Origin of the sequence: Niallia sp. FSL W8-0954 (assembly GCF_038005605.1) — a bacterium.
Lineage (GTDB): Bacteria > Bacillota > Bacilli > Bacillales > Cytobacillaceae > Niallia > Niallia circulans_A.
Genome location: NZ_JBBOTN010000001.1, coordinates 1,424,545 through 1,444,659, shown reverse-complemented (window position 1 = coordinate 1,444,659; position 20,115 = coordinate 1,424,545). Strand labels below are relative to the sequence as shown.

General features: G+C 35.6%; 18 protein-coding genes and 1 tRNA gene. 7 read left to right on the top strand and 12 right to left on the bottom strand.

Going from position 1 to position 20,115, the window contains the following annotated elements:
- Positions 1-3: 3 nt before the first annotated feature.
- Genes galT through NX902_RS07175 form a run of 3 tightly spaced genes read right to left on the bottom strand, consistent with a single transcriptional unit; the run spans position 4 to position 3,749 of the window.
- Entirely contained in the window at positions 4-1,521 is a 1,518-nt protein-coding gene (galT, locus tag NX902_RS07185; protein WP_095329962.1) for a UDP-glucose--hexose-1-phosphate uridylyltransferase, read from the bottom strand.
- Positions 1,522-1,556: 35 nt separating this feature from the next.
- Complete coding sequence (gene galE, locus NX902_RS07180) at positions 1,557-2,546, bottom strand: UDP-glucose 4-epimerase GalE (protein ID WP_095329963.1); 990 nt, start codon at positions 2,544-2,546, stop codon at positions 1,557-1,559.
- Between the two features lie 30 nt (positions 2,547-2,576).
- Positions 2,577-3,749 carry a galactokinase gene (locus NX902_RS07175; protein ID WP_095329964.1) on the bottom strand — a complete coding sequence of 391 codons (1,173 nt, stop codon included), beginning with the start codon at positions 3,747-3,749 and terminating at the stop codon, positions 2,577-2,579.
- A gap of 249 nt (positions 3,750-3,998) precedes the next feature.
- On the opposite strand from NX902_RS07175, the gene NX902_RS07170 reads away from it, so the two are divergent.
- Positions 3,999-4,868 carry an AraC family transcriptional regulator gene (locus NX902_RS07170; RefSeq protein WP_172859247.1) on the top strand — a complete coding sequence of 290 codons (870 nt, stop codon included), beginning with the start codon at positions 3,999-4,001 and terminating at the stop codon, positions 4,866-4,868.
- A 3-nt stretch (positions 4,869-4,871) separates the two neighbouring features.
- Here the strand turns inward: NX902_RS07170 and NX902_RS07165 are convergent, their stop codons facing one another.
- A complete protein-coding gene (locus NX902_RS07165) occupies positions 4,872-5,120 on the bottom strand; it encodes a hypothetical protein (protein ID WP_095329966.1) in 249 nt (82 codons plus the stop codon).
- Positions 5,121-5,391: 271 nt separating this feature from the next.
- Here NX902_RS07165 and gntK point away from each other — a divergent pair, with 271 nt between their 5' ends.
- Positions 5,392-6,936, top strand: coding sequence for a gluconokinase (gntK, locus tag NX902_RS07160; protein ID WP_249878955.1), 1,545 nt, complete (start codon positions 5,392-5,394; stop codon positions 6,934-6,936).
- A gap of 233 nt (positions 6,937-7,169) precedes the next feature.
- Here the strand turns inward: gntK and NX902_RS07155 are convergent, their stop codons facing one another.
- Both NX902_RS07155 and gnd read right to left on the bottom strand, forming a co-directional pair.
- Complete coding sequence (locus NX902_RS07155) at positions 7,170-7,466, bottom strand: TIGR04104 family putative zinc finger protein (protein ID WP_095329968.1); 297 nt, start codon at positions 7,464-7,466, stop codon at positions 7,170-7,172.
- A 124-nt stretch (positions 7,467-7,590) separates the two neighbouring features.
- Positions 7,591-8,487 (bottom strand): phosphogluconate dehydrogenase (NAD(+)-dependent, decarboxylating), encoded by an 897-nt coding sequence (gnd, locus tag NX902_RS07150; RefSeq protein WP_095329969.1) that lies wholly within the window; start codon positions 8,485-8,487, stop codon positions 7,591-7,593.
- Positions 8,488-8,666: 179 nt separating this feature from the next.
- Between gnd and NX902_RS07145 the strand changes: the two genes are divergently transcribed.
- The gene (locus NX902_RS07145) at positions 8,667-9,512 is read left to right on the top strand and encodes a MurR/RpiR family transcriptional regulator (protein ID WP_095329970.1); all 846 of its coding nucleotides are present in this window, start codon (positions 8,667-8,669) and stop codon (positions 9,510-9,512) included.
- 105 nt (positions 9,513-9,617) lie between these two features.
- On the opposite strand, the gene NX902_RS07140 is transcribed toward NX902_RS07145, so the two are convergent.
- The gene (locus NX902_RS07140; RefSeq protein WP_095329971.1) at positions 9,618-10,667 is read right to left on the bottom strand and encodes a C45 family autoproteolytic acyltransferase/hydolase; all 1,050 of its coding nucleotides are present in this window, start codon (positions 10,665-10,667) and stop codon (positions 9,618-9,620) included.
- Between the two features lie 337 nt (positions 10,668-11,004).
- Complete coding sequence (locus NX902_RS07135) at positions 11,005-12,336, bottom strand: GntT/GntP/DsdX family permease (RefSeq protein ID WP_095329972.1); 1,332 nt, start codon at positions 12,334-12,336, stop codon at positions 11,005-11,007.
- Between the two features lie 443 nt (positions 12,337-12,779).
- Here NX902_RS07135 and NX902_RS07130 point away from each other — a divergent pair, with 443 nt between their 5' ends.
- On the top strand, positions 12,780-14,198 hold the full coding sequence (locus NX902_RS07130) for a polysaccharide deacetylase family protein (protein ID WP_095329973.1): 1,419 nt from the start codon (positions 12,780-12,782) through the stop codon (positions 14,196-14,198).
- A gap of 144 nt (positions 14,199-14,342) precedes the next feature.
- Positions 14,343-14,564, top strand: a complete 222-nt coding sequence (locus NX902_RS07125) for a hypothetical protein (protein WP_095329974.1) — start codon at positions 14,343-14,345, stop codon at positions 14,562-14,564.
- A gap of 440 nt (positions 14,565-15,004) precedes the next feature.
- On the opposite strand, the gene NX902_RS07120 is transcribed toward NX902_RS07125, so the two are convergent.
- Positions 15,005-15,076, bottom strand: a tRNA-Val gene (locus NX902_RS07120).
- Between the two features lie 125 nt (positions 15,077-15,201).
- Positions 15,202-15,729 (bottom strand): NADPH-dependent FMN reductase, encoded by a 528-nt coding sequence (ssuE, locus tag NX902_RS07115; protein WP_095329975.1) that lies wholly within the window; start codon positions 15,727-15,729, stop codon positions 15,202-15,204.
- Positions 15,730-15,996: 267 nt separating this feature from the next.
- Between ssuE and NX902_RS07110 the strand changes: the two genes are divergently transcribed.
- Positions 15,997-16,527 carry a DoxX family protein gene (locus NX902_RS07110; protein ID WP_095329976.1) on the top strand — a complete coding sequence of 177 codons (531 nt, stop codon included), beginning with the start codon at positions 15,997-15,999 and terminating at the stop codon, positions 16,525-16,527.
- A gap of 102 nt (positions 16,528-16,629) precedes the next feature.
- On the opposite strand, the gene nrdG is transcribed toward NX902_RS07110, so the two are convergent.
- Both nrdG and NX902_RS07100 read right to left on the bottom strand, forming a co-directional pair.
- Positions 16,630-17,160 carry an anaerobic ribonucleoside-triphosphate reductase activating protein gene (nrdG, locus tag NX902_RS07105; protein WP_095329977.1) on the bottom strand — a complete coding sequence of 177 codons (531 nt, stop codon included), beginning with the start codon at positions 17,158-17,160 and terminating at the stop codon, positions 16,630-16,632.
- The gene (locus NX902_RS07100) at positions 17,157-19,001 is read right to left on the bottom strand and encodes an anaerobic ribonucleoside triphosphate reductase (RefSeq protein ID WP_341122720.1); all 1,845 of its coding nucleotides are present in this window, start codon (positions 18,999-19,001) and stop codon (positions 17,157-17,159) included. Before NX902_RS07100 ends, nrdG begins: the two co-directional genes overlap by 4 nt.
- Positions 19,002-19,210: 209 nt before the next feature.
- On the opposite strand from NX902_RS07100, the gene NX902_RS07095 reads away from it, so the two are divergent.
- Positions 19,211-19,936: an alpha/beta hydrolase gene (locus tag NX902_RS07095; protein ID WP_249878962.1), complete on the top strand. Its 726-nt coding sequence runs from the start codon at positions 19,211-19,213 to the stop codon at positions 19,934-19,936.
- Positions 19,937-20,115: the final 179 nt, after the last annotated feature.

Genomic DNA, 20,115 nt, shown 5'->3' with positions numbered 1-20,115 from the left:
TTTTTATAGTGTCTCTATAAACCGATAAAAGGCTTTTGTTCCATCGTCATCTCTTTTAAATACACCGGCATGATGTAAGATTGTCTCAAAAACAATTCCTATTTCTGTTTGTAAGATAGTACTTACATTTTCTTTTGTCATCTGTGGATTGTTTTCTTTAACTTTTTTTGCCCATGCTAAGTGTTTTACAATAGCTGGCTCTAGACGGATGCGCTCTTCAAAATCAGCTTTGACGATATTCTCTGCAAGTAAGCTCATTTCTACTTTCAATCTTCCTGGCAAAACTGCTAACCCCATCACTTCAATCAAACCAATATTCTCTTGTTTAATCGCATGAACTTCCTCATGTGGATGGAAGATCCCGAATGGATATTCTTCACTTGTACGATTATTACGGAGCACTAAATCCATTTCATATTGGCCATTGCGCATTCTTGCAATTGGCGTGATCGTATTATGACGAACACCGTTTGTATATGCAAGAATATCAACACTTTCATCACTATAATCCAGCCATTTTTTTAATATATAATCAGATGCTTCCACTAATTGTTGTTTGTCTGTACCATTTAGACGTAAAACAGACATCGGCCATTTAACTATTCCTGCATGGATAGCAGGAAACTGCTCCAACGTAAATCCAGCTTCTATTTCTGCCTTTGCCATCGGAAATTCATGATATCCCCCTTGAAAATGCTCATGGGCAAGAATGGACCCTCCAACTATCGGCAGATCGGCATTAGACCCCATAAAGTAATGAGGATATTGGTGAACAAATTCTAGTAATCTAGTAAATGTTCTTTTCGAAATGGTCATTGGCTCATGCCGTTCAGAAAAACAAATAGCATGCTCATTATAGTAAACATATGGCGAAAACTGCAGGAACCATTGTTCCTCTTCTAGAGTCACTGGTATAATACGATGATTTTGTCTAGCCGGATGATTAACTCTTCCTGCATAACCAGCATTTTCTTTACATAACAAACATTTAGGATAAAAACCTTGTTTTACTTTTTTTAGAGCAGCTATTTCTTGTGGATTTTTTTCTGGCTTAGACAAGTTAATCGTAATCTCTAAATCTCCATAACTCGTATGCGCCAGCCACTCTTCATTTTTAGCAATTCGATCCGTGCGGATGTAATCAACTTTTTTTGAAAAGTCATAAAACCAACTAGTTGCACTCTTTGCTCCCTTATCCTTATAGAGCATGGCAAATCTATTATTTATTTCAGAGGGCAGCGGAACAAAGCAAGCCATTAATTTAGTATCTAGTAAATCTCGATAGGTAATTGTATTTTCTACCAAGAGATTATGTTCAGCAGCCCAATCTAAAATAGTATCTAATAGTTCACGCAACTCTATTTTCACTGGAGCGCTAATCTCTGATGGGACAAAATCATCCAATTCTAAGATTTCGAGTAATTTATTCCGCACTACATCTATATCCCATTTTGTAATTAAGTTTGATTCTATTCCATAATGAAGCAATTGTTCTACATGCTGATAAATAGTGGTTGTCATATAACATTGCTCCTTTCCTCTTAGTGCATTCTCATTTATTCTTTATAGCCATTCGGATTTGCTTGGAACCAGTTCCATGCACTTCCTATCATTGTCTCCAGTGAAGTGTACTGTGGATTCCACCCTAACTCTACTTGCGCTTTCTCTGATGAAGCAACTAATCGCGCCGGATCCCCTGCTCTTCTTGGAGCAATTTCTGCTGGAATAGGATGCCCCGTTACCTTTCTCGCTGTCTCAATTACTTCTTTCACCGTGAAACCTGTTCCACTCCCTAGATTGTAAATACCGCTTGTTTCTTCTTTCTGCAATTTTTTTAAAGCAAGGATATGAGCATTAGCCAAATCGGTGACATGAATATAATCTCTAATACATGACCCATCATGTGTCTCATAATCATCACCAAAAATACTAATTACTTCTCTCTTTCCTAACGCTACTTGCAGTATAATGGGAATTAAATGCGTTTCTGGAAAATGATCTTCCCCTAATCTCCCATCTATATGCGCACCTGCTACATTAAAATAACGAAGAGCTACATAATGAATCCCATATGCTGCTTCACACCACTTTAGCATTTTTTCGATGGCTAGTTTGGTTTCTCCATAGGGATTCGTTGGAATCGTGTCATCACTCTCCTGAATCGGAAAATTCTTTGCCTCTCCATAAGTTGCTGCAGTTGACGAGAAAACAATTCTCTTCACATCATTTGCGTGCATCACTTTCAATAAAGTCATCGCACCGTTTACATTATTATCATAGTATTTCAACGGATTTGTTACACTTTCACCTACTAAAGAGTCAGCAGCGAAATGGACTACCGCTTCAATCGTATGATTCTTAAAGACCTCTTCTAAGAAGCTTTCATTCCGTAAATCGCCAATATAAAGGGTTGCTTCCGCTCTTACAGCAGCTTTATGCCCAGTTTGAAGATTATCAACAACAATTACTTCTTCACCTAGGTCTAATAATTCAGAAACCATATGACTTCCGATATAACCGGCACCACCACATACTAATATCGCCATATTTTCTCTCTCCTTTTTATTTAACTGTTACTATTCAACAATTTCCTTGGCTCCATCTCCAACTTGAACAACATAAAAGTCTGCCTTCAATCCTGTTTGCTCCTCATATTTCGCTCCGACCGTCTCGATAAAAGAATCAATATGCTCATTGTTGACAATACTGATCGTACAACCGCCAAAGCCTGCTCCCGTCATACGAGATCCAATAACCCCTGCTTGTTCCCAAGCAGCTTCCACTAGTGCGTCTAATTCCTTTCCGGTCACTTCATAATCATCACGTAAGGAGATATGTGATGCATTCATTAATTGTCCAAATCCTGCAATATCTCCTGCTTGAAGTTTTTTTACAGCTTCTATTGTTCGAGCATTTTCATACACAGCATGCTTTGCTCTCATTCTATCGACATCTTGCTTAATCAAATGAGCATGCGAATCGAATTCCTCTGGCGTTAATTCACCTAATGATCGAATCTCTAATTCTCCCTGCAAGTCTCTTAATGCTCTTTCACACTCTCCTCGTCTCTCATTATATTTAGAATCCGCTAGCCCTCTGCGTTTATTTGTATTGGCAATAATTAAAGAAGCAGCATCTAAATCTAGTGGGCTGTACACATAGTCAAGTGTGTCGCAATCTAGTAATATAGCATGTTTTTCTTTGCCCATTCCGATTGCAAATTGATCCATAATTCCACAGCTCACACCAATATATTCATTTTCTGCTTTTTGACACATTTTTACTAAGCTGACTTGATCAATTGCAAAGGAATACAACTCATTTAACATAATGGCTGTCACTACTTCAATGGATGCAGACGAAGATAAGCCAGCACCATTGGGAATTTCTCCTTCATATAAAACATCGAATCCAGCATCGAGCTGATATCCATATTGCGCAAGCGTTACTATTACTCCCTTTGGATAATTCGCCCAATCATCTGCTTGATTAAAGGATAGATCGTCTAAAGAAACTTTAATAATACCTAAATCCGCAAAATTTGTAGAATAAAATTGAATCACTCGATCTGATCTTTTTCTTACAAGTGCTGTCGTACCAATAGATAAGGCACAAGGAAAAACATGTCCTCCATTATAATCAGTATGTTCACCTATTAAATTCACACGTCCTGGTGCAAAAAAAGTACGGATGCTTGTTTCTGTTTCATTAAAAATATTTGTAAAAGTTGCAAATAGATTTTTTGCCATTTCTATCTCTCCTTTTTTTATGAACATTTATGCTTACTCATATTTCTAGACTTCCATTAAACCGTTTACAATTTTATTTTATGCTTCAAACCTTTCTCTCTCAATGGTAAAATAAGAAAGGGAAAAGGGTAATAATTTGCTAATAAATTTCAAATTTTTATGCCAAACACTTAATTTCTATCTATTACTCCTATCTTATCCAAGGCAAGTATCTACCAATGCCAGCTCTACTAAGAAAGGAGCATTCTATTGTCCAAAAAAGATAATAATGTATTTGCTTACAGATTTACGGAAAAAATTACAAAAGAGGTAGCCCAAATTTGGTCAATCGGATGGGAAAATCAAACCTCCCATCTATATAATTGGAAAGGAAAAAAGCGTAAAGAGGATAGTATGTATGTTTTTCAATATACCATATCTGGAATTGGTGCTATTGAACTTGGAGGTAAAAATCATAAATTGACAGCTGGAAAGGCATTTTTAATTGATATTTCAGAGGAATACAGATACTATCTGCCTCCAACTAGTGAGCATTGGGAATTTATTTTTATTACACTATATGGTGAAACGGTAAAAAAATGCTGGCGTTCTCTTACGGAAAACGAGCAGCCAATTATTCAATTAGCTTCGGACTCGAGACCCATTCAGCACCTTCTGCATATTTATCAGCTAGCAAAAGATAAACAGATAAATAACGCTTTTTATGCTTCAAGTCTCGCCTATTCCTTTATCATGGAATTGTATCAATATAAGAAGAACATAGGAGACATTCAGCTTCCTGAAAGTATACTAAATGCGACATTATTTGCTCAAAATCACTATCATAAACCAATCGGACCAGATGATATGGCAGAGGCTGCTGCGCTTTCCCGCTTCCACTTCACTCGTTTATTCAAAAAGGTACTTGGAATTACACCGATTCAATATTTAACGAATATCCGTATCATAAAGGGAGCAGAGTTATTATATCAAACCAAATATTCTATTGAAGACATTTCAGTCCAAGTAGGTTTTGCGAATGCCAACTATTTTACAAAAGTATTTCGGAAATCTACTGGTATTACTCCTGGAGAATTTCGAAAGAAGAATATTCGGCCAAGCGAGGATATTCTTCTTTAATGCTTATTTTTCATCAAACATTTCCAAGCTGAACATTCCTTTTTCATAAATAAAGTTCAGCTTTTTCCCTGGTGTAAGCATATTTTCCAAAATATCTTTCGAGGCTTGAAGGGCAATAGACATTCTAATTAACTGTTCTTGATCCTCTTCTTGCCATGAACCTGCTTGTATACTCAACGCTTCCAGTTGCAGTTGAAAATGGAGAATTTGATTATAAATAGCCTCATAAGTCGTTTCAATCTCGTTATTCATTCAAAAAACTCCTTCCCCATAAGATAGATTAAGTTTAGCATATTTTTGCTTTATTTTTATGCTAACCAGGGCAAAAATTTACAGCTATCTGAGAAATCAACAATTATTTTATCTTTTGAGGAAGAATAATGGGAAATTAATTTAAAATAATGAATGAAAACAGTTTCAAAATCATTTTGTTTCCTTTAAAATATAATTAAAGAAATTTTTTTCTGCGAATTTATATTTTTATGAAATATTTTTTAGACTTTTTATTAAAGGAGTTTTTAATATGCAATTATCATCCCTATATTTAGGTGTAGACATTGGTACAACGAGTACAAAATCTGTCTTATTTGCTGAAGCTGGCAAAGTATTAAGCATGCATCATGTTGAATATCCGCTGCATAGCCCTGCACCAGCCATCGCAGAGCAAGATCCAGAGCAAATTTTTCAGGCTGTAATGGAAACAATGAAAACAGCTATTAAAAAAGCGAACGTGGATACTAGTAAAATAAAATTAGTTTCCTTTAGTTCAGCAATGCACAGTGTTATTGCATTAGATGAAAAGGGGAAACCAATAACACGTTGTATTACTTGGGCTGACAGCCGTTCTTCCTCTTGGGCAAAAAAAATCAAAGAAGAATATAATGGTTTGGAAATATACCGCAGAACAGGAACGCCAATTCACCCTATGACTCCTTTATCAAAATTAACTTGGCTAAGAAATGATCAACCAGATATTTTTACAAAGGCAGCTAAATTTATTGGCATTAAAGAATATATTTTCTATCGCTTATTTAACGAATTTGTGATCGATTACTCAATTGCTTCTGCAACAGGACTGTTTAATCTTGAACACTTAAATTGGGATCAAGAAGCTTTAAAAGTTGCCGGCGTAACATCTGAGCAGTTGGCAAAACCCGTTCCGACGACCCATTATTTAACAGGACTGAAGGATAACTATGCAGCGGAACTTGGAATTCCTGCTGAAACTCCATTTGTGGTTGGCGCAAGTGATGGCGTACTATCTAATCTTGGGGTAAATGCTATTGACCCTGGAGTTGTCGCTGTGACAATCGGTACAAGCGGGGCGATTCGTACTGTAACCGATAAACCAGTAACCGATCCTAAAGGAAGAATCTTTTGTTATTGCTTAACAGAAGATCACTGGGTAGTTGGTGGCCCTGTAAATAATGGTGGCATGACATTCCGCTGGGTTCGTGATGAATTAGCTTCCTCGGAAGTGGAAACGGCAAAGAGACTCGGAATTGATCCTTATGAAGTTTTAACAAAAATTGCTTCTAGAGTTACACCTGGTGCGGACGGTTTATTATTCCATCCATATCTTGCTGGGGAACGAGCGCCTTTATGGAATGCCAATGCAAGAGGCTCCTTCTTTGGACTAGGTTTACATCATAAAAAAGAACATATGGTGAGAGCTGTATTAGAAGGAGTTATCTTAAATCTTTATACGGTGATGTTAGCCTTACAAGAAGTGATTGGAGCACCAAAGCAAATTCAAGCAACAGGTGGCTTTGCTCGTTCTGAACTATGGAGACAAATGATGGCAGACATTTTTGATCAAGAAGTAGTCGTTCCAGAAAGCTTTGAAAGCTCTTGTCTTGGTGCCATCGTTTTAGGTATGTATGCACTCGGAGAAATTGATGATTTTTCGATTATGAAACAATTAGTCGGTAGTACACATTCCCATCAGCCAATTCAAGAGAATGTTGATATCTATCAAGATTTAACCGCTATTTATATCCGTATTTCTCGAGCTTTAGAAAAAGAATATGATGCCATAGCATCTTTTCAGAATAAATGGGTTAAATAAGCACCACAAACATCTTAAGAAAATTACCTGCATATAAAGTAACTCAGTCGAACGAATTCAAACCCAAACAATTTTACGGTGATACCAATATATCGTATAATTGTTTGGGTTTTTTATGCTTTTTAAGAAAGAAGGTTTGTGGATCATCCACAGTCTGTAGTGTAACGAATTGGGCTGCGCTACTAAATTAAAGATTTTGTCTTTCCACCTTTTATTAGTTAGCCTGCTTATTGCTATGACCCTGTTTCTTTATTGGAAAGTTCGACCCAGAAAGGATAAAGTCCAAGAACGATTAGGATAAAACTTATTAGAATAACTACAAAGACAAAGGAAGGTCCAAAGAGAAGATTGCTAAGCAGCGTAAATGTGATTATTAAAATAGTTGCCATAAACGTTATCCCTCTTGTTCGAGAGGTAACATATTGCTTTTCCCTGCAATGTGGACAAATCAGTTTATTATCTAATGTAAAAGAGCTTTTTAAAGTTTGCTTCCAAGTCCATTTTTGATCACAATTCTGACAAGTTCTCATGTATTTCCGCCTCCTTTTTCTGTATTCTTACCATAGTCAAGAAACCATTCCGATACATTAATATTATTTTATCAAAAAAATCCTTCAGCATTACTTCTACCTGCTAAAGGATTTCCTTGTCATTCTATTTTGATTCTACACTATGCCCACCAAACTCATTTCGTAAGGAAGCAACCACTTTTCCAGAGAAGGTATCTTCCTCTAACGAACGATAACGCATCATTAAAGATAAGGCTGTAACTGGCATAGCAGTTTGTAAATCTAGGGCTGTTTCTAGCGTCCATTTGCCTTCACCAGAGGAATGCATTACTCCTTTGATTCCTTCCAGTTTTGAATCCTTAGAAAAGGCATTTTGTGCTAATTCCATTAACCACGAACGAATAACAGAGCCATTATTCCAAACCTTTGCAACTCCTTCATTATCAAAATCATACTCACTTTTCTCTAACAATTCAAATCCTTCTGCAATGGATTGCATCATGCCATACTCAATTCCATTATGAACCATTTTCAGAAAATGGCCGCTTCCAGACACGCCGGTATACGTATAACCATTTTCCACACATAAATCTTTAAATAATCCTTCTACCTTATCAAATATTCCTTTATTGCCGCCAATCATCATACAGGCACCATGTCGAGCTCCATCTACTCCGCCGCTTGTGCCAACATCTAGATAGAAGATTCCTAACTCTTGTAAATCTAATCCTCTTCTCTTGGAATCTTTATAATGGGAATTCCCACCATCGATAATAATATCCCCTGCTTCCACATATTTCTTTACTTCACGCAAGACATTTTCCGTTACTTCTCCTGCTGGCACCATTAGCCAAATTACTCTTGGAGCTGGCAAATTTCTTACTAATTTTTCAATTGTATTAACTCCTGTTACATTTTTATTAGAAATTTCTTTTACAGCGCTTTCATTTATATCAAAAGCTGTTACACTATACTTATGGTCCACCATATTTAAAGCCAAGTTAAAACCCATTTTTCCTAAACCTATAAGACCGATGTTCATTCGTTATCTCTCCTTTTGAAAAAATATTTCTTTCTATATACTATTATATAGAAATTTTTTTCGAAAATATACCCCCTTGAAAATATTTTTTGAAAAAAATTATTTTAATAAGAAATTTTTTTTCAAGAGACTAATTGTGTTATACTACAACTATATTAATTTGGAAAGGATAGAAGTCAATGGCGCAAAATTGTCTTGGGAAAATTCGTTCCTATTACGCTAGACTGAGTGAAAAAGAAAAAAAAATCGCTGATTATATTCTTGAGAATCCAGAAAAAATCATTCATTCCACCATTAACGAATTAGCAGAGGATCTAGGAGTAGCAGATGCTACTGTTTTTCGTTTCTGTAAACGAATTGGATTTAAAGGCTATCAAGCAATGAAAATAGCATTGGCCTCAGAAGTAATTGAACCTATTCAGCAAATACATGAAGAGATTAATGAAAATGACAGTGTAAAAACCGTTACTGAAAAAGTATTTAAGTCGAATGTACGTACACTAGAAAATACATTAGAAATATTAAATGGTCATTCGATTCAAAAAGCAGTGGAATTTCTCTTACAGGCAAATCGGGTTGAATTCTATGGTACAGGTGGTTCAGCAGTTATCGCTATGGATGCTTTTCATAAATTTGTCCGAACTGGAATTAAAGCGTTTTCATTCGTTGACTCTCATTTTCAACTAATGTCCTCTTCTCAGCTTTCAGAGAAGGATGTAGCTGTAATTATTTCACATTCTGGCACTAATAAAGATACTATTAACATAATGAAAACAGCAAAAAACAATGGTGCCAAAACAATCGGTATCACTGGGTATCCTAAATCACCAATCGGCCAGAATACAGATGTAGCACTGTTCACAAGCTCTGAGGAAACAGAATATCGTTCGGAAGCTTTATCATCAAGAATTGGCCAGCTTAGTTTAATAGATGCATTGTATGTCAATGTAATGATTTTAAATAAAAATGTTGCTAATCAATCATTAGAAAGAATTAGGAATGCCATTTCTGATACACGAATCTAACGGAAGAAAAACAATATTCCCTACTTCAGAGTTTCAGCAAACGCAAAAAAGGAAGTTAATTATGATTGTTCTTACCATCACTAACTTCCTTTTTATATAAATACACTATAATAGCTCCATATTAATAAAGGGAGTATCATAATCAAGCTGCCCTATAATTTTTTTAAAGTTCAGCTTTTCTCCCTTTAAGAAAGATTCTAAATCGATGATAACAGGCATTCGATCACTCCCAAGCGCAAACCACGCTTTTCTTTCATTAGGTAAATATGCTGCGGTGTGCAGTGTTCCAGACCAAGCATTATACTTATTTGAAAATATCTCTTTATCTCTGTCATTCAATATTCGAAAGGCCTCATACACATTTGAATGATTTCCCTGCTGCTTTTCGATATTCTGCTTTCTTTGTATAGATTCATCCATCTGATAGCGGTTTTCTTCTTTTAATATTTCAAAGTGATTCGTACTAATATTAGATTTTCTGGCAATGACAGATCGTGGAGTTGCTTCTACAACATACGCCTCTCCACTTGGATCTAATAACACATAACTAAAGGATGTTCGGTGTGGTATTTCTTTTAATAAATCAATGGCCTCTTCTACATTTGCACATGTCTCTAAAATCATTCGACCAATCATATTACAAATAAAACCATCCCCTGAACCAACTCGATTAATAAAGTTATAACCCATTGCGAGACCTTTTTCATTTATCCCATCTATTCTTCCTGTTATTTGCATAGATGGACCGATTACTGCATATCCAGTATCAGTTGGCTGATAGATCATATAGCGACCCTCATAGGAACCTGGATGACTATCATAGTTTCTAATTAAATACTGGGAGCCTGCTAAAATAGAGCATCCACTTCTTCCATACTCTACATAATGGCCGCCAAATTCTCGTAATGCATCCTCTATTCTCCACTGAAGAGCGTCAGCTAATCCAGTGATTTCTGCTAGCATTCCAGGAATAAATTTATTTAGGAGTTGGATAGATTCTTTTTCATTTATGGTAAAATAGCGTTTTCGCTTAGATGTCCAGTGCTTTATGCGATTAGGGAGAATGGGTGAATCCTTTAATAATTCTCCCTGCATGTATCCAAAATCATAATGACTTCCGCGAAACTGGATGAAATCACTATATACTTGTTTCATTAACATTTCCCCTTTAATTGCTTCCCTATGGAGAGTTGAAGAATACTCTATTTCAGTAAAAGGAAAACTTCTAGAAGTTCAACTGAATAATTGAACCATTCGAGTTTTACAGACGTCAACCTTCCGCGCATTCACCTAAAAAGGTGAGAGCTTTACTGTACATGAAGCAAGGGGGAATGACAAATAAATTGCTCGTGTAAATTTTTCTAACTAACTTAGATCTGACCAATCACTTACCGTTCCAATAAACTGGTTACCATTAAACGATTAACTAAAGTACATATCATATAAGAAGGAATAATCCCTCTTGCCTTTTATTAACTTATACAACTGTCTATTAAACAATTAAATCTAAAATCAAGACGCCTGCAAATGCAATGAATGATAATATCGTTTCTAATACTGTCCATGTTTTGAAGGTTTCTTCGACTGTTAGTCCTAAATATTCTTTTACCATCCAGAACCCAGCATCATTTACATGGGAGAACATTAAGGAACCAGCACCGGTTGCAATCACTAATAGTTCCACATTTACGCCAGACATTCCTGCGATTATTGGTGACACTATCCCTGCTGCTGTTGTTAAGGCTACTGTTGCAGAACCAGTTGCTATCCGAATCAATCCTGCAATCATAAAAGCTAATACAAGTGGGGATAATGATAAGCTCTCTGACATTGATCCAATTGTATCGCCTACTCCACTAGCAATTAACACTTGTTTAAATGCACCACCAGCACCGATAATTAGTAAAATAGAACCGACCGGCAAGAAACAATCTTCTGTAAACTTTTTGATACTCTCTTTGTCCATTCCTTGACGCATACCGAGGAAATAAAAAGCGAAAAATACAGCAATTAATAAAGATAATAACGGGCTGCCAAGAAAGATAAGTACATTTCTTACGCCTTGTGAGAAAATCGTTAAGTAAGGGGCAGCGGTTCCAATGATCATTAAAATGACAGGTAATAAGATAGATAGGAAAGACACGCCTATACTTGGCAATTTATCTTCTGCTATTGGCTCTGCCGTAATAAGTGTTGACTCTCCTTTAGGAAAAACACGGCTATTGATCCACTTTGCAAATAAAGGTCCCCCGAGAATCCCTGCTGGTACTGCAATAATCAAGGAGTATAATAAGACCGTACCTAAATTAGCATCAAAAATACCGATAGCAGCAATTGCTCCAGGATGTGGCGGAACAAGTCCGTGTACAATGGATAATCCAGCAATACCAGGTAAGGCAATCAATAAAATATTTTTCTTTGTTGCCTTTTGAATGGAAATAACAAGCGGTAATAATATTAAAATACCAACCTCAAAAAATACCGGAATTCCAATTATAAACCCCGAAAAAAACATAGCCCAAGGTAATTTCTTTTCTCCGAAAACGTTTACAAAATAATTTGCAATTCTTAAGCCTGCACCTGATTCAGAAAGCATTTTTCCTAAAATTGTACCTAGTGCCAATATACCAACTAAGTGACCTAATACGCCACCTACTCCTGTTTCATAAGCGCTTACAATCTTATCAAAAGATAGTCCTGAAAAAACAGCTAAAAATAAACTCGCCACTGTTAAACTGATAAAAGCATGCCACTTAAAAAGGGAAACTCCAACAATAACAATGACAATGGAAAGTAATGCAATAATCAATAAATAGGCATCCATATTATTACCACCTTTTCTTTTACGTTTGAAAGTGTTTTCATTTAATAGAATTATTATACGAAAAAATATTTCTTTTATCAAGTTACAAACAAAGAAAATTTTTTATTCATTATATTAAAGAAAAAATATAGTTTAATCATACAGACTTAAGATAAAACCCCATTTTTTAGAAATATAAATTTGAGTAAAGTATATGTATTAACCTCCTTGAATCAGAGGGTGCTTTCTGTAGGACTAACGTTGATTCCACAGGGAGTCTCCTCCTCCTCCTCAAGAATCGCATGAAAAGGAAATTCTAGTTCTCCAATCTATTTAGCGACAAAATTATAATTGTATCCATCTTTTTTTGAAAAATTTAACTAAATGTAAAACTATTTCCCCTTCTATTACGTCTATATAAATGATGAAGCATTACCTTTTATTTCAAGTAAGGAGTTAACAACATGAAACGCTTAAAATGGAGAAATATTTTTATACTTTTTATTTGCCTCACTCTTTTAGTATTTATTTTCAAGTTTTTCGATAGTGAAAAAAAGCAGGCTGCTGAACCCTCAGAAAAACAGCCAGAGGTCAAGATACAATATGATCAAAATTATAAGACAATTGAAATAAACTCATATACTAAAGATGAAAAGCATGGAGGCTACTGGACCAGCTATCCAATCCTTCCAGATGAAGAAATTACTGCTGCCCTGAAAAAATATATTACAAACAAAATTACCGAATATGACAAACATATTCAAAAAGCAAATGTTCCAGACACGCAGGAAACTTCCTTACATATTTCCTACACGATTACGCATTACAGCAAGCAAACAATCTCGATTCTTTTTGAGACGTTTGAATATACTGCAGGACCTAAAGGGAATTTGACAACAGAAAGTTTAACATTTGATTTACAGACACATAAACAGCTTTCATTAAAAGACATTTTCCAAGAAAAAAGCAATTATTTATCTCTCCTTTCAAAAATCAGTTATGGAGAATTAATAAAGGATAAAGACCTGGCAACAGACAAAGCGTTAGTAAAACAAGGAACTGCACCACATGAAGGTAACTTTCAAAACTTTGCGGTTCTAAATGATTCTATTCTTTTTTATTTTCCTCCTAACCAAATTGCGGCGGAAAAACTAGGTGTTCAAGAACTTGCCATCAAAAAAGAGATTTTACAAGATAAATTACTAGCAATCTATCAAGAGGAAGAGAAAAATAAAAATTTACTTGCAGAAGCAAAACCGAAAAAATTGGTCACCGAATTACCTGAAGTAGCAAAAATTGATCCATCCAAAAAAGTTATTGCATTAACATTCGATGACGGTCCAAGTAATAAACCAACAAAAAAAATTCTCAAAGCATTAAAGAAATATAATGGCCATGCTACGTTTTTTGTTCTTGGTGAGCGTGTTCAATATTATCCAAACGTCCTTCGGCAAGCTATTGAGAATGGGCATGAAATAGGGAATCATTCATGGAATCATCCCCTTCTCACTAAAATGAATACCAAGAAAGCCTTAAAGGAATTTCAAGATACGGATAATTTAATCAAAAAGGTAACAGGAGTGGAACCAACTCTCATTCGTCCGCCTTATGGAGCTATCCAGCTTGAACTAAAAAAAGAACTAGATAAAGAGATTGTGCTTTGGAACATTGATCCAGAAGATTGGAAACATCCATCGAAAAAGAAAATTGTTGATAAAGTTATGAAAGCAGCGAGTGATGAAAGCATTATCCTAATGCATGATATATATGAAAAAAGCGCTGATGCAGCAGTGGAAATTATTGAAAAATTAACAAAAGAAGGATATCAACTTGTGACTATTTCTCAATTAAGGGCAGTACAGGAGGAGAGAAATAGTAATTAAAAATGTAATAGATTTTTTGTATGTATCATAATAAATCTTTTTAAGCACCGAAATTGCTGGTGCTTTTTTTCTTTATAACTATGAAACAACCATCTATTTATCAAACTTCACATAAGATAAATCAAATATAAAGGAGGCAAACATATGCAGCCAACTATTATCACTGGGCTAGATGGCGTAATTTATCAAAACTTCCCCCAGCCGACATATGGAGCATGGAACCAACAACTTCTTGGAAAGGATAACTCTTATTACTACTTGATTGGTGGACAAATGTATTATATCGCTCCAAGGCCACAAGGAACTCAAGCTTATTACCCTTACTTAGGTCCAAATGTACCGTTAAATAGAGGACCATGGTATTGATATTTTCCACATCTACCAAGTGCTTACTCGCTTTCTTCTCGAAAAATGCTGTTTATTATGTATTTGGTTAGCAGGACTATTCAAATTAATAAAATTTTGAAGTACGTTTACAAAGAAAAAAAGCTTCTCTACTGAGAAGCTTTCAGACTGTCGACAAACTCCTAATTCAGTAATTAGGAGTTTGTCGACAGTTTATACATATACATTCTTTTAAATAAGAGTTGATTTCCGTTGCAGGGGTTCGCTTTCCGTGGGGCTCGCGCTGAGCCGCTTCGCCCTAAAGGCCTGCAGGGTCTCAGACTGTCTCGCAGATCCCACAGGAGTCTCACCCCTTCCACTCCAATCAATGCATAATAATTCCATTTGCATTTCCTAAATTCCTTTTATCAACAAGCTGAAAGCTTCTCTAATGAGAAGCTTTTTTCTACGTTCCTTTATAATGACCTGTACTGGGTTCGAACCAGTGACCCCTTGCCTGTCAAGCAAGTGCTCTCCCACTGAGCTAACAAGTCATGATTATAGATTATTATTACCTGCATCTTTTAAAATACTCTTTCTATTCTTATCATACCATGTCCACTCTCCACATTCTAGGAAAATATAGAAAAAGTGATGGTCTGCCATCACTTTTCCACAATTATTGAATTCCCTCCAGTAACTGTTCTAATTGATTCGTAATCCTTGTTTCTGAATCGATATCTAATACATAGTTTTGATTGTCTTTCTTTGCAATTTGATTATCTGTTACATATGCCCCTGTTAATAAATTTGTCGCACCTAGGTTCGCTAAAACAGGCTTTAAAGCATAATCCATTACTAATAAATGGGCAATACTTCCTCCTAGCATCAGTGGAAGTATTGCCTTATTTCGTAGACTCTTTTGTGGTAATAAATCAAGAAACGTCTTGATAATTCCGGAATAAGATGCCTGAAATACAGGTGATAATACAATGACACCATTACTTTGTTCTACTTTTTGTCTAGCCGCTATTATATCCTTGTTCATAAAGTCTGCTGTAATTAAGGCAGCACTTGGTAATTGATGCACTTGAATGATATGAACAGCCACATTCTTCTTTCCTAAATAATCTACCGCAAATTGTAAAATACCTGTTAATCGTGAGTCTATTTTATGTCCACCAGCTATGATGGTTACCGTTGTCATGAAAGCCTCTCCTTTATAATAAATTCCCCTTATAAATACGATGTTTTTTATTTATCCATTATTCTAACACGAAAAAGAAGAACCGTGCTGAAATGATGATCCCCAAATTAAATGCAATATAAATTACTTTCCATTTAATTATGTTCACAATTCTGTCATATTCTTTTGTAGATATTGTGAATTAAATCACAATATTGTTTTTTTCTTAGGAGTATTTGATATATTTAACTTGTAAATAATAGAAACAAAAAAGAAGGGATGATTCTTATGTTTATGAGCTTTTTTAGAGAAAATAAAGTCGCAGCTGGACTTTTAACCATTATACGTTTGGTGCTAGGTTATTCTTGGTTTACTTCCGGATTTGGTAAATTAACTGGTGGAGGATTTGATGCTTCTGGGTTTTTAACAAATGCCGTTACTAATCCAGTTACAGGACCAGACGGAACCGCGGTTTATGGATGGTATACAAGTTTTGTCGAAGGATTTGCTTTACCAAATGTTGGACTATTTAATGTGCTCGTCCCAATTGGGGAGGTATTAGTTGGTCTTGGGTTAATTTTAGGTTGTTTAACTACAGCAGCAGCATTCTTTGGTGTCATTATGAATTTCTGTTTCTTACTTGCAGGCACCATCTCTCATAACCCAACTGATATCTTAATGGGCATGATCATTATGTTTGCTGGAGCAAATGCTGGGTACTTCGGATTAGATCGATGGGTATTACCCTATATCAGAAAAACATTCTTTAAAAAAGAAGATCATAATGCAGAATTTACAAAAAAACCTCGTTTAACATAATAGAAAGTTGTTAGGAAATAATTAAGCGGATGGTCTGTAAAAAAAACCGAACAATTATACGATTTCCCATTACCATTTACGTATAATTGTTCGGTTTTATATTTAGTTTAAAATACTTATCTCCCGGTCTCTTTCCTCTCTCTTACATTCATTAAATAAACAAACTTTATCCTCTTTTAGACTTTTTTGACAGTCAATAATTCGTTGATTGCTACTTCCTTTAAATAATAAACTTAAATCTTTTTGTTCTAGCACAAATCGACCATCTACTAAAACATCTACATACATACTTAGTTCAGCAAATTCATCAGATTGGGTTGCTCTCAATTCTTCCCAAAGATATCCAGTATAACACCAAATATTTTTATTTAATTGTTTACATTCCTTAGCTAATTGTTTAAGCTCAGTTATTTGTAGCATTGGCTCTCCGCCACTAAAGGTAATATCGTTTAAAGGGTTTTGCTTTACTTTCCTCATTATTTCGTCTATTGACATTTCTGTTCCGCCATTTATTTTCCAACTTTCTGGATTATGGCATCCTCTACAATAATGCGTACACCCTGCAAAAAAGATAGTAGTTCGCAATCCTGGACCATCTACAATGCTATCTTCCACAATCGATAACACTCTCATCGATGTTTGACCCTTTCCCGTTCTTCAGCACGTTTTGCATTATTCCACCGATTAAGTGATCCAACAAGATAACCGGTTATTCTCCGAATCCTTTCAATCTGGCTCTCATCTTTCTCCCCACAATTTGGGCATTCATTATCGATTATTCCTTTATGTCCACAAGTCATGCAACGATCCACGGGATGATTAATGCTTCCGTATCCAATCCCTGCCTCTTTCATCGTCCGTACGATTATTTCTATGGCTTCTACATTCTTACTGGCATCTCCGTCCAATTCTACATACGTAATATGTCCCGCATTTGTTAACGCATGAAACGGTGCTTCGCGCTGAATTTTTTCATGAATAGAAATGGGAAAATAAACGGGAATATGAAAACTATTCGTAAAGTATTCTCTATCTGTCACCCCTTTTATAATCCCAAATTTCTTTCGAGCAGCTCTTAATGCTTTTCCAGCGAATGATTCTGCTGGAGTAGCAAGAAGAGAGAAGTTAAGCTGATATTTTTCCAAGGCTTCGTCTGCCTTTTGGCGCATAAATTGAACAATCTGTAAACCAATTTCATAGGCCTTTTCACTTTGTCCATGGTGGACACCAAGCAAGGATACCAGGCATTCCGCTAAACCAACAAAGCCAATTGATAGTGTACCTTGTTTCAGAAGTTCTTCTAGTTGATCATCCACATTCAATTCTTCTCCGCCCTGCCAAACACCTTGTCCGTATAAAAACTTGAAATTCGCTACTTTTTTCTTTCCTTGATAATGAAACCTTTCAAGGAGTTGATCAACAACTAAGTCGATCGTTTCATCCAGTTTATGAAAAAATGATTCTATCGTCGTTGACTCTAAAGCCAATAAAGGAAGATTAATACTTGTGAAGGATAAATTCCCTCTTCCTATTGTTTGTTCACTTCCGTGGATATTCCCCATCACTCTAGTCCGACACCCCATTGTGGCGACTTCCGATTGAGGAGTGCCGTTATAATAGGCTAAATTAAATGGGGCATCTATAAAAACAAAATTGGGAAATAATCGTTTACTTGTCGTCTCTATCGCTAAGCGGAATAAATCATAATTAGGATCATTCTTTTGATAATTAATTCCGTCTTTTACTTTAAAAACGATAATTGGAAAAATTGGCGTTTCTCCTGCCCCAAGTCCTGCTTGTGTTGCCAATAATAAATTCTTTGTCAGCATTCTTCCTTCTACTGATTGATCCGTTCCTAAATTTACGGAAACAAATGGCGTCTGACCACCGCCGCGGGAGTGCATACTGTTGCAATTATGTATAAATGCCTCACACGCTTGATAGGTTTCTCTTTCTGTCCATTCCCAGGCCTTTTTCTCTAGTTCCGCCTTTTCTTGAATTACCTCCTTTAACCGTTTTTTATTCTTTCTATATGTTTTTTGTATATATGGCGCAAGATCATAGTCTAACATTGGGATGGATTGTCCACCATGCTGCTGATTTTGATTAGCTTGCAAAATAATAGAAGTAAGAGCCATTGCACTCATAATTGATTTTGGTTCTCTCATATATCCATGACCAGTGTTAAAGCCATCCTTTAAGATTTTGGCCAATGGGATTTGACAGCATGTTGTAGTACCAGAAGAATAAAAGTCTAGATCGTGAATATGGATATATCCTTCTAGATGTGATTGTTTTACCTTTTCTGATAATAAATGTTCCATTGTATAGTATTTAGAAGCTGTTGCAGCAAATTGCATCATATGACTCATCGGTGACATTCCGTCTACATTTGCATTTTCTTGAATAAAGTCCTGATTATTGCTGTTCATTATTTCTGCAAATTGATTTAATAGTTGAACCTCATTACTCATTTAACTCACTCCATTCTAAATGAATCCTTATCCATTATAATTGAACAAATCATCATTTCACTATATATTGTGTTTATTTCACAAAAAGTACACAATATATAGAAATTCCAACATAGGAAAATTCCTATCCCTTTAGCTTTATACTATTCATAAAGTGCTTTTATTGATAAACTAATTGTAAGATCAGCTGTAATAAAGGAAGGATAACTATGACAACAAAAGGGACAATAAAAGAGGAAACTATCTTTAGTAAAGAATTAGGAGAAGAAGTGACTTTATTAATCTATCTCCCACCAGCATTTTCTCCTCTTTATAAATATCATTTACTCATTGCACAAGATGGGAAAGATTATTACCAATTTGGCCGAATCGGCAGAGTAGCTGATGAATTACATGGCAATCATCAAATTGCGGATACGATTATTGTTGGAATCCCCTATTCCTCTGTCCAAGATCGTCGCAGGAAATATCATCCTGATGGCGCTCAGAATAAAGCATATATTCGCTTCTTAGCACATGAACTTGTTCCCTATTTAGATGATCAATATCCCACCTTCCAAATGGGAATGGGACGTGGACTCATTGGCGACTCGTTAGGTGCAACTGTATCATTCATGACCGCTTTAAAATATCCGCATACTTTTGGAAAGATTATGTTGCAATCCCCCTTAGTAAATGAAGGTGTTTTTGATGCAGTTGATACATTCGATTCTTTTCATTTACTAGAAATAGATCATATTATCGGTATAGGTGAAACATCTGTAAAAACAACCATCAACACAACCGAGGATTTCCTGACCCCTAATCGAGAGTTATCTCAAGTTTTGCAAACAACAAATGCTGATTATTCATATGAAGAATTTAATGGGGATCATACATGGAAATATTGGCAGCCTTATATTGCGAAAATGCTCATTAAAATGTTTCCTTCTTAAAAGAGAGCACTCAATTGACTGTCTTTGTTTCCTAACAGTGAGTACCTCGTTAACCATTAGATTTTTTCTGAAATCTTTGAACATAAATAACTAATTTTGTTATAATATCTTACATATAGAACATTGAAATCGTAATAATAGATAGTCTATCTTCTATATCTTTGTACACTCTTTTATTT

Excerpts from the sequence above, each read along its gene's own strand:
- NX902_RS07165 (WP_095329966.1), bottom strand. The coding sequence starts at position 5,120 with ATGAATAACGAGATTGAAACGACTTATGAGGCTATTTATAATCAAATT.
- NX902_RS07130 (WP_095329973.1), top strand. The coding sequence starts at position 12,780 with ATGAAACGCTTAAAATGGAGAAATATTTTTATACTTTTTATTTGCCTC.
- NX902_RS07135 (WP_095329972.1), bottom strand. The coding sequence starts at position 12,336 with ATGGATGCCTATTTATTGATTATTGCATTACTTTCCATTGTCATTGTT.
- NX902_RS07175 (WP_095329964.1), bottom strand. The coding sequence starts at position 3,749 with ATGGCAAAAAATCTATTTGCAACTTTTACAAATATTTTTAATGAAACA.
- galT (WP_095329962.1), bottom strand. The coding sequence starts at position 1,521 with ATGACAACCACTATTTATCAGCATGTAGAACAATTGCTTCATTATGGA.
- galE (WP_095329963.1), bottom strand. The coding sequence starts at position 2,546 with ATGGCGATATTAGTATGTGGTGGTGCCGGTTATATCGGAAGTCATATG.
- NX902_RS07145 (WP_095329970.1), top strand. The coding sequence starts at position 8,667 with ATGGCGCAAAATTGTCTTGGGAAAATTCGTTCCTATTACGCTAGACTG.
- gnd (WP_095329969.1), bottom strand. The coding sequence starts at position 8,487 with ATGAACATCGGTCTTATAGGTTTAGGAAAAATGGGTTTTAACTTGGCT.
- nrdG (WP_095329977.1), bottom strand. The coding sequence starts at position 17,160 with ATGAGAGTGTTATCGATTGTGGAAGATAGCATTGTAGATGGTCCAGGA.
- NX902_RS07125 (WP_095329974.1), top strand. The coding sequence starts at position 14,343 with ATGCAGCCAACTATTATCACTGGGCTAGATGGCGTAATTTATCAAAAC.
- ssuE (WP_095329975.1), bottom strand. The coding sequence starts at position 15,729 with ATGACAACGGTAACCATCATAGCTGGTGGACATAAAATAGACTCACGA.
- NX902_RS07140 (WP_095329971.1), bottom strand. The coding sequence starts at position 10,667 with ATGAAACAAGTATATAGTGATTTCATCCAGTTTCGCGGAAGTCATTAT.
- NX902_RS07100 (WP_341122720.1), bottom strand. The coding sequence starts at position 19,001 with ATGAGTAATGAGGTTCAACTATTAAATCAATTTGCAGAAATAATGAAC.
- NX902_RS07155 (WP_095329968.1), bottom strand. The coding sequence starts at position 7,466 with ATGAGAACTTGTCAGAATTGTGATCAAAAATGGACTTGGAAGCAAACT.
- gntK (WP_249878955.1), top strand. The coding sequence starts at position 5,392 with ATGCAATTATCATCCCTATATTTAGGTGTAGACATTGGTACAACGAGT.
- NX902_RS07110 (WP_095329976.1), top strand. The coding sequence starts at position 15,997 with ATGTTTATGAGCTTTTTTAGAGAAAATAAAGTCGCAGCTGGACTTTTA.
- NX902_RS07095 (WP_249878962.1), top strand. The coding sequence starts at position 19,211 with ATGACAACAAAAGGGACAATAAAAGAGGAAACTATCTTTAGTAAAGAA.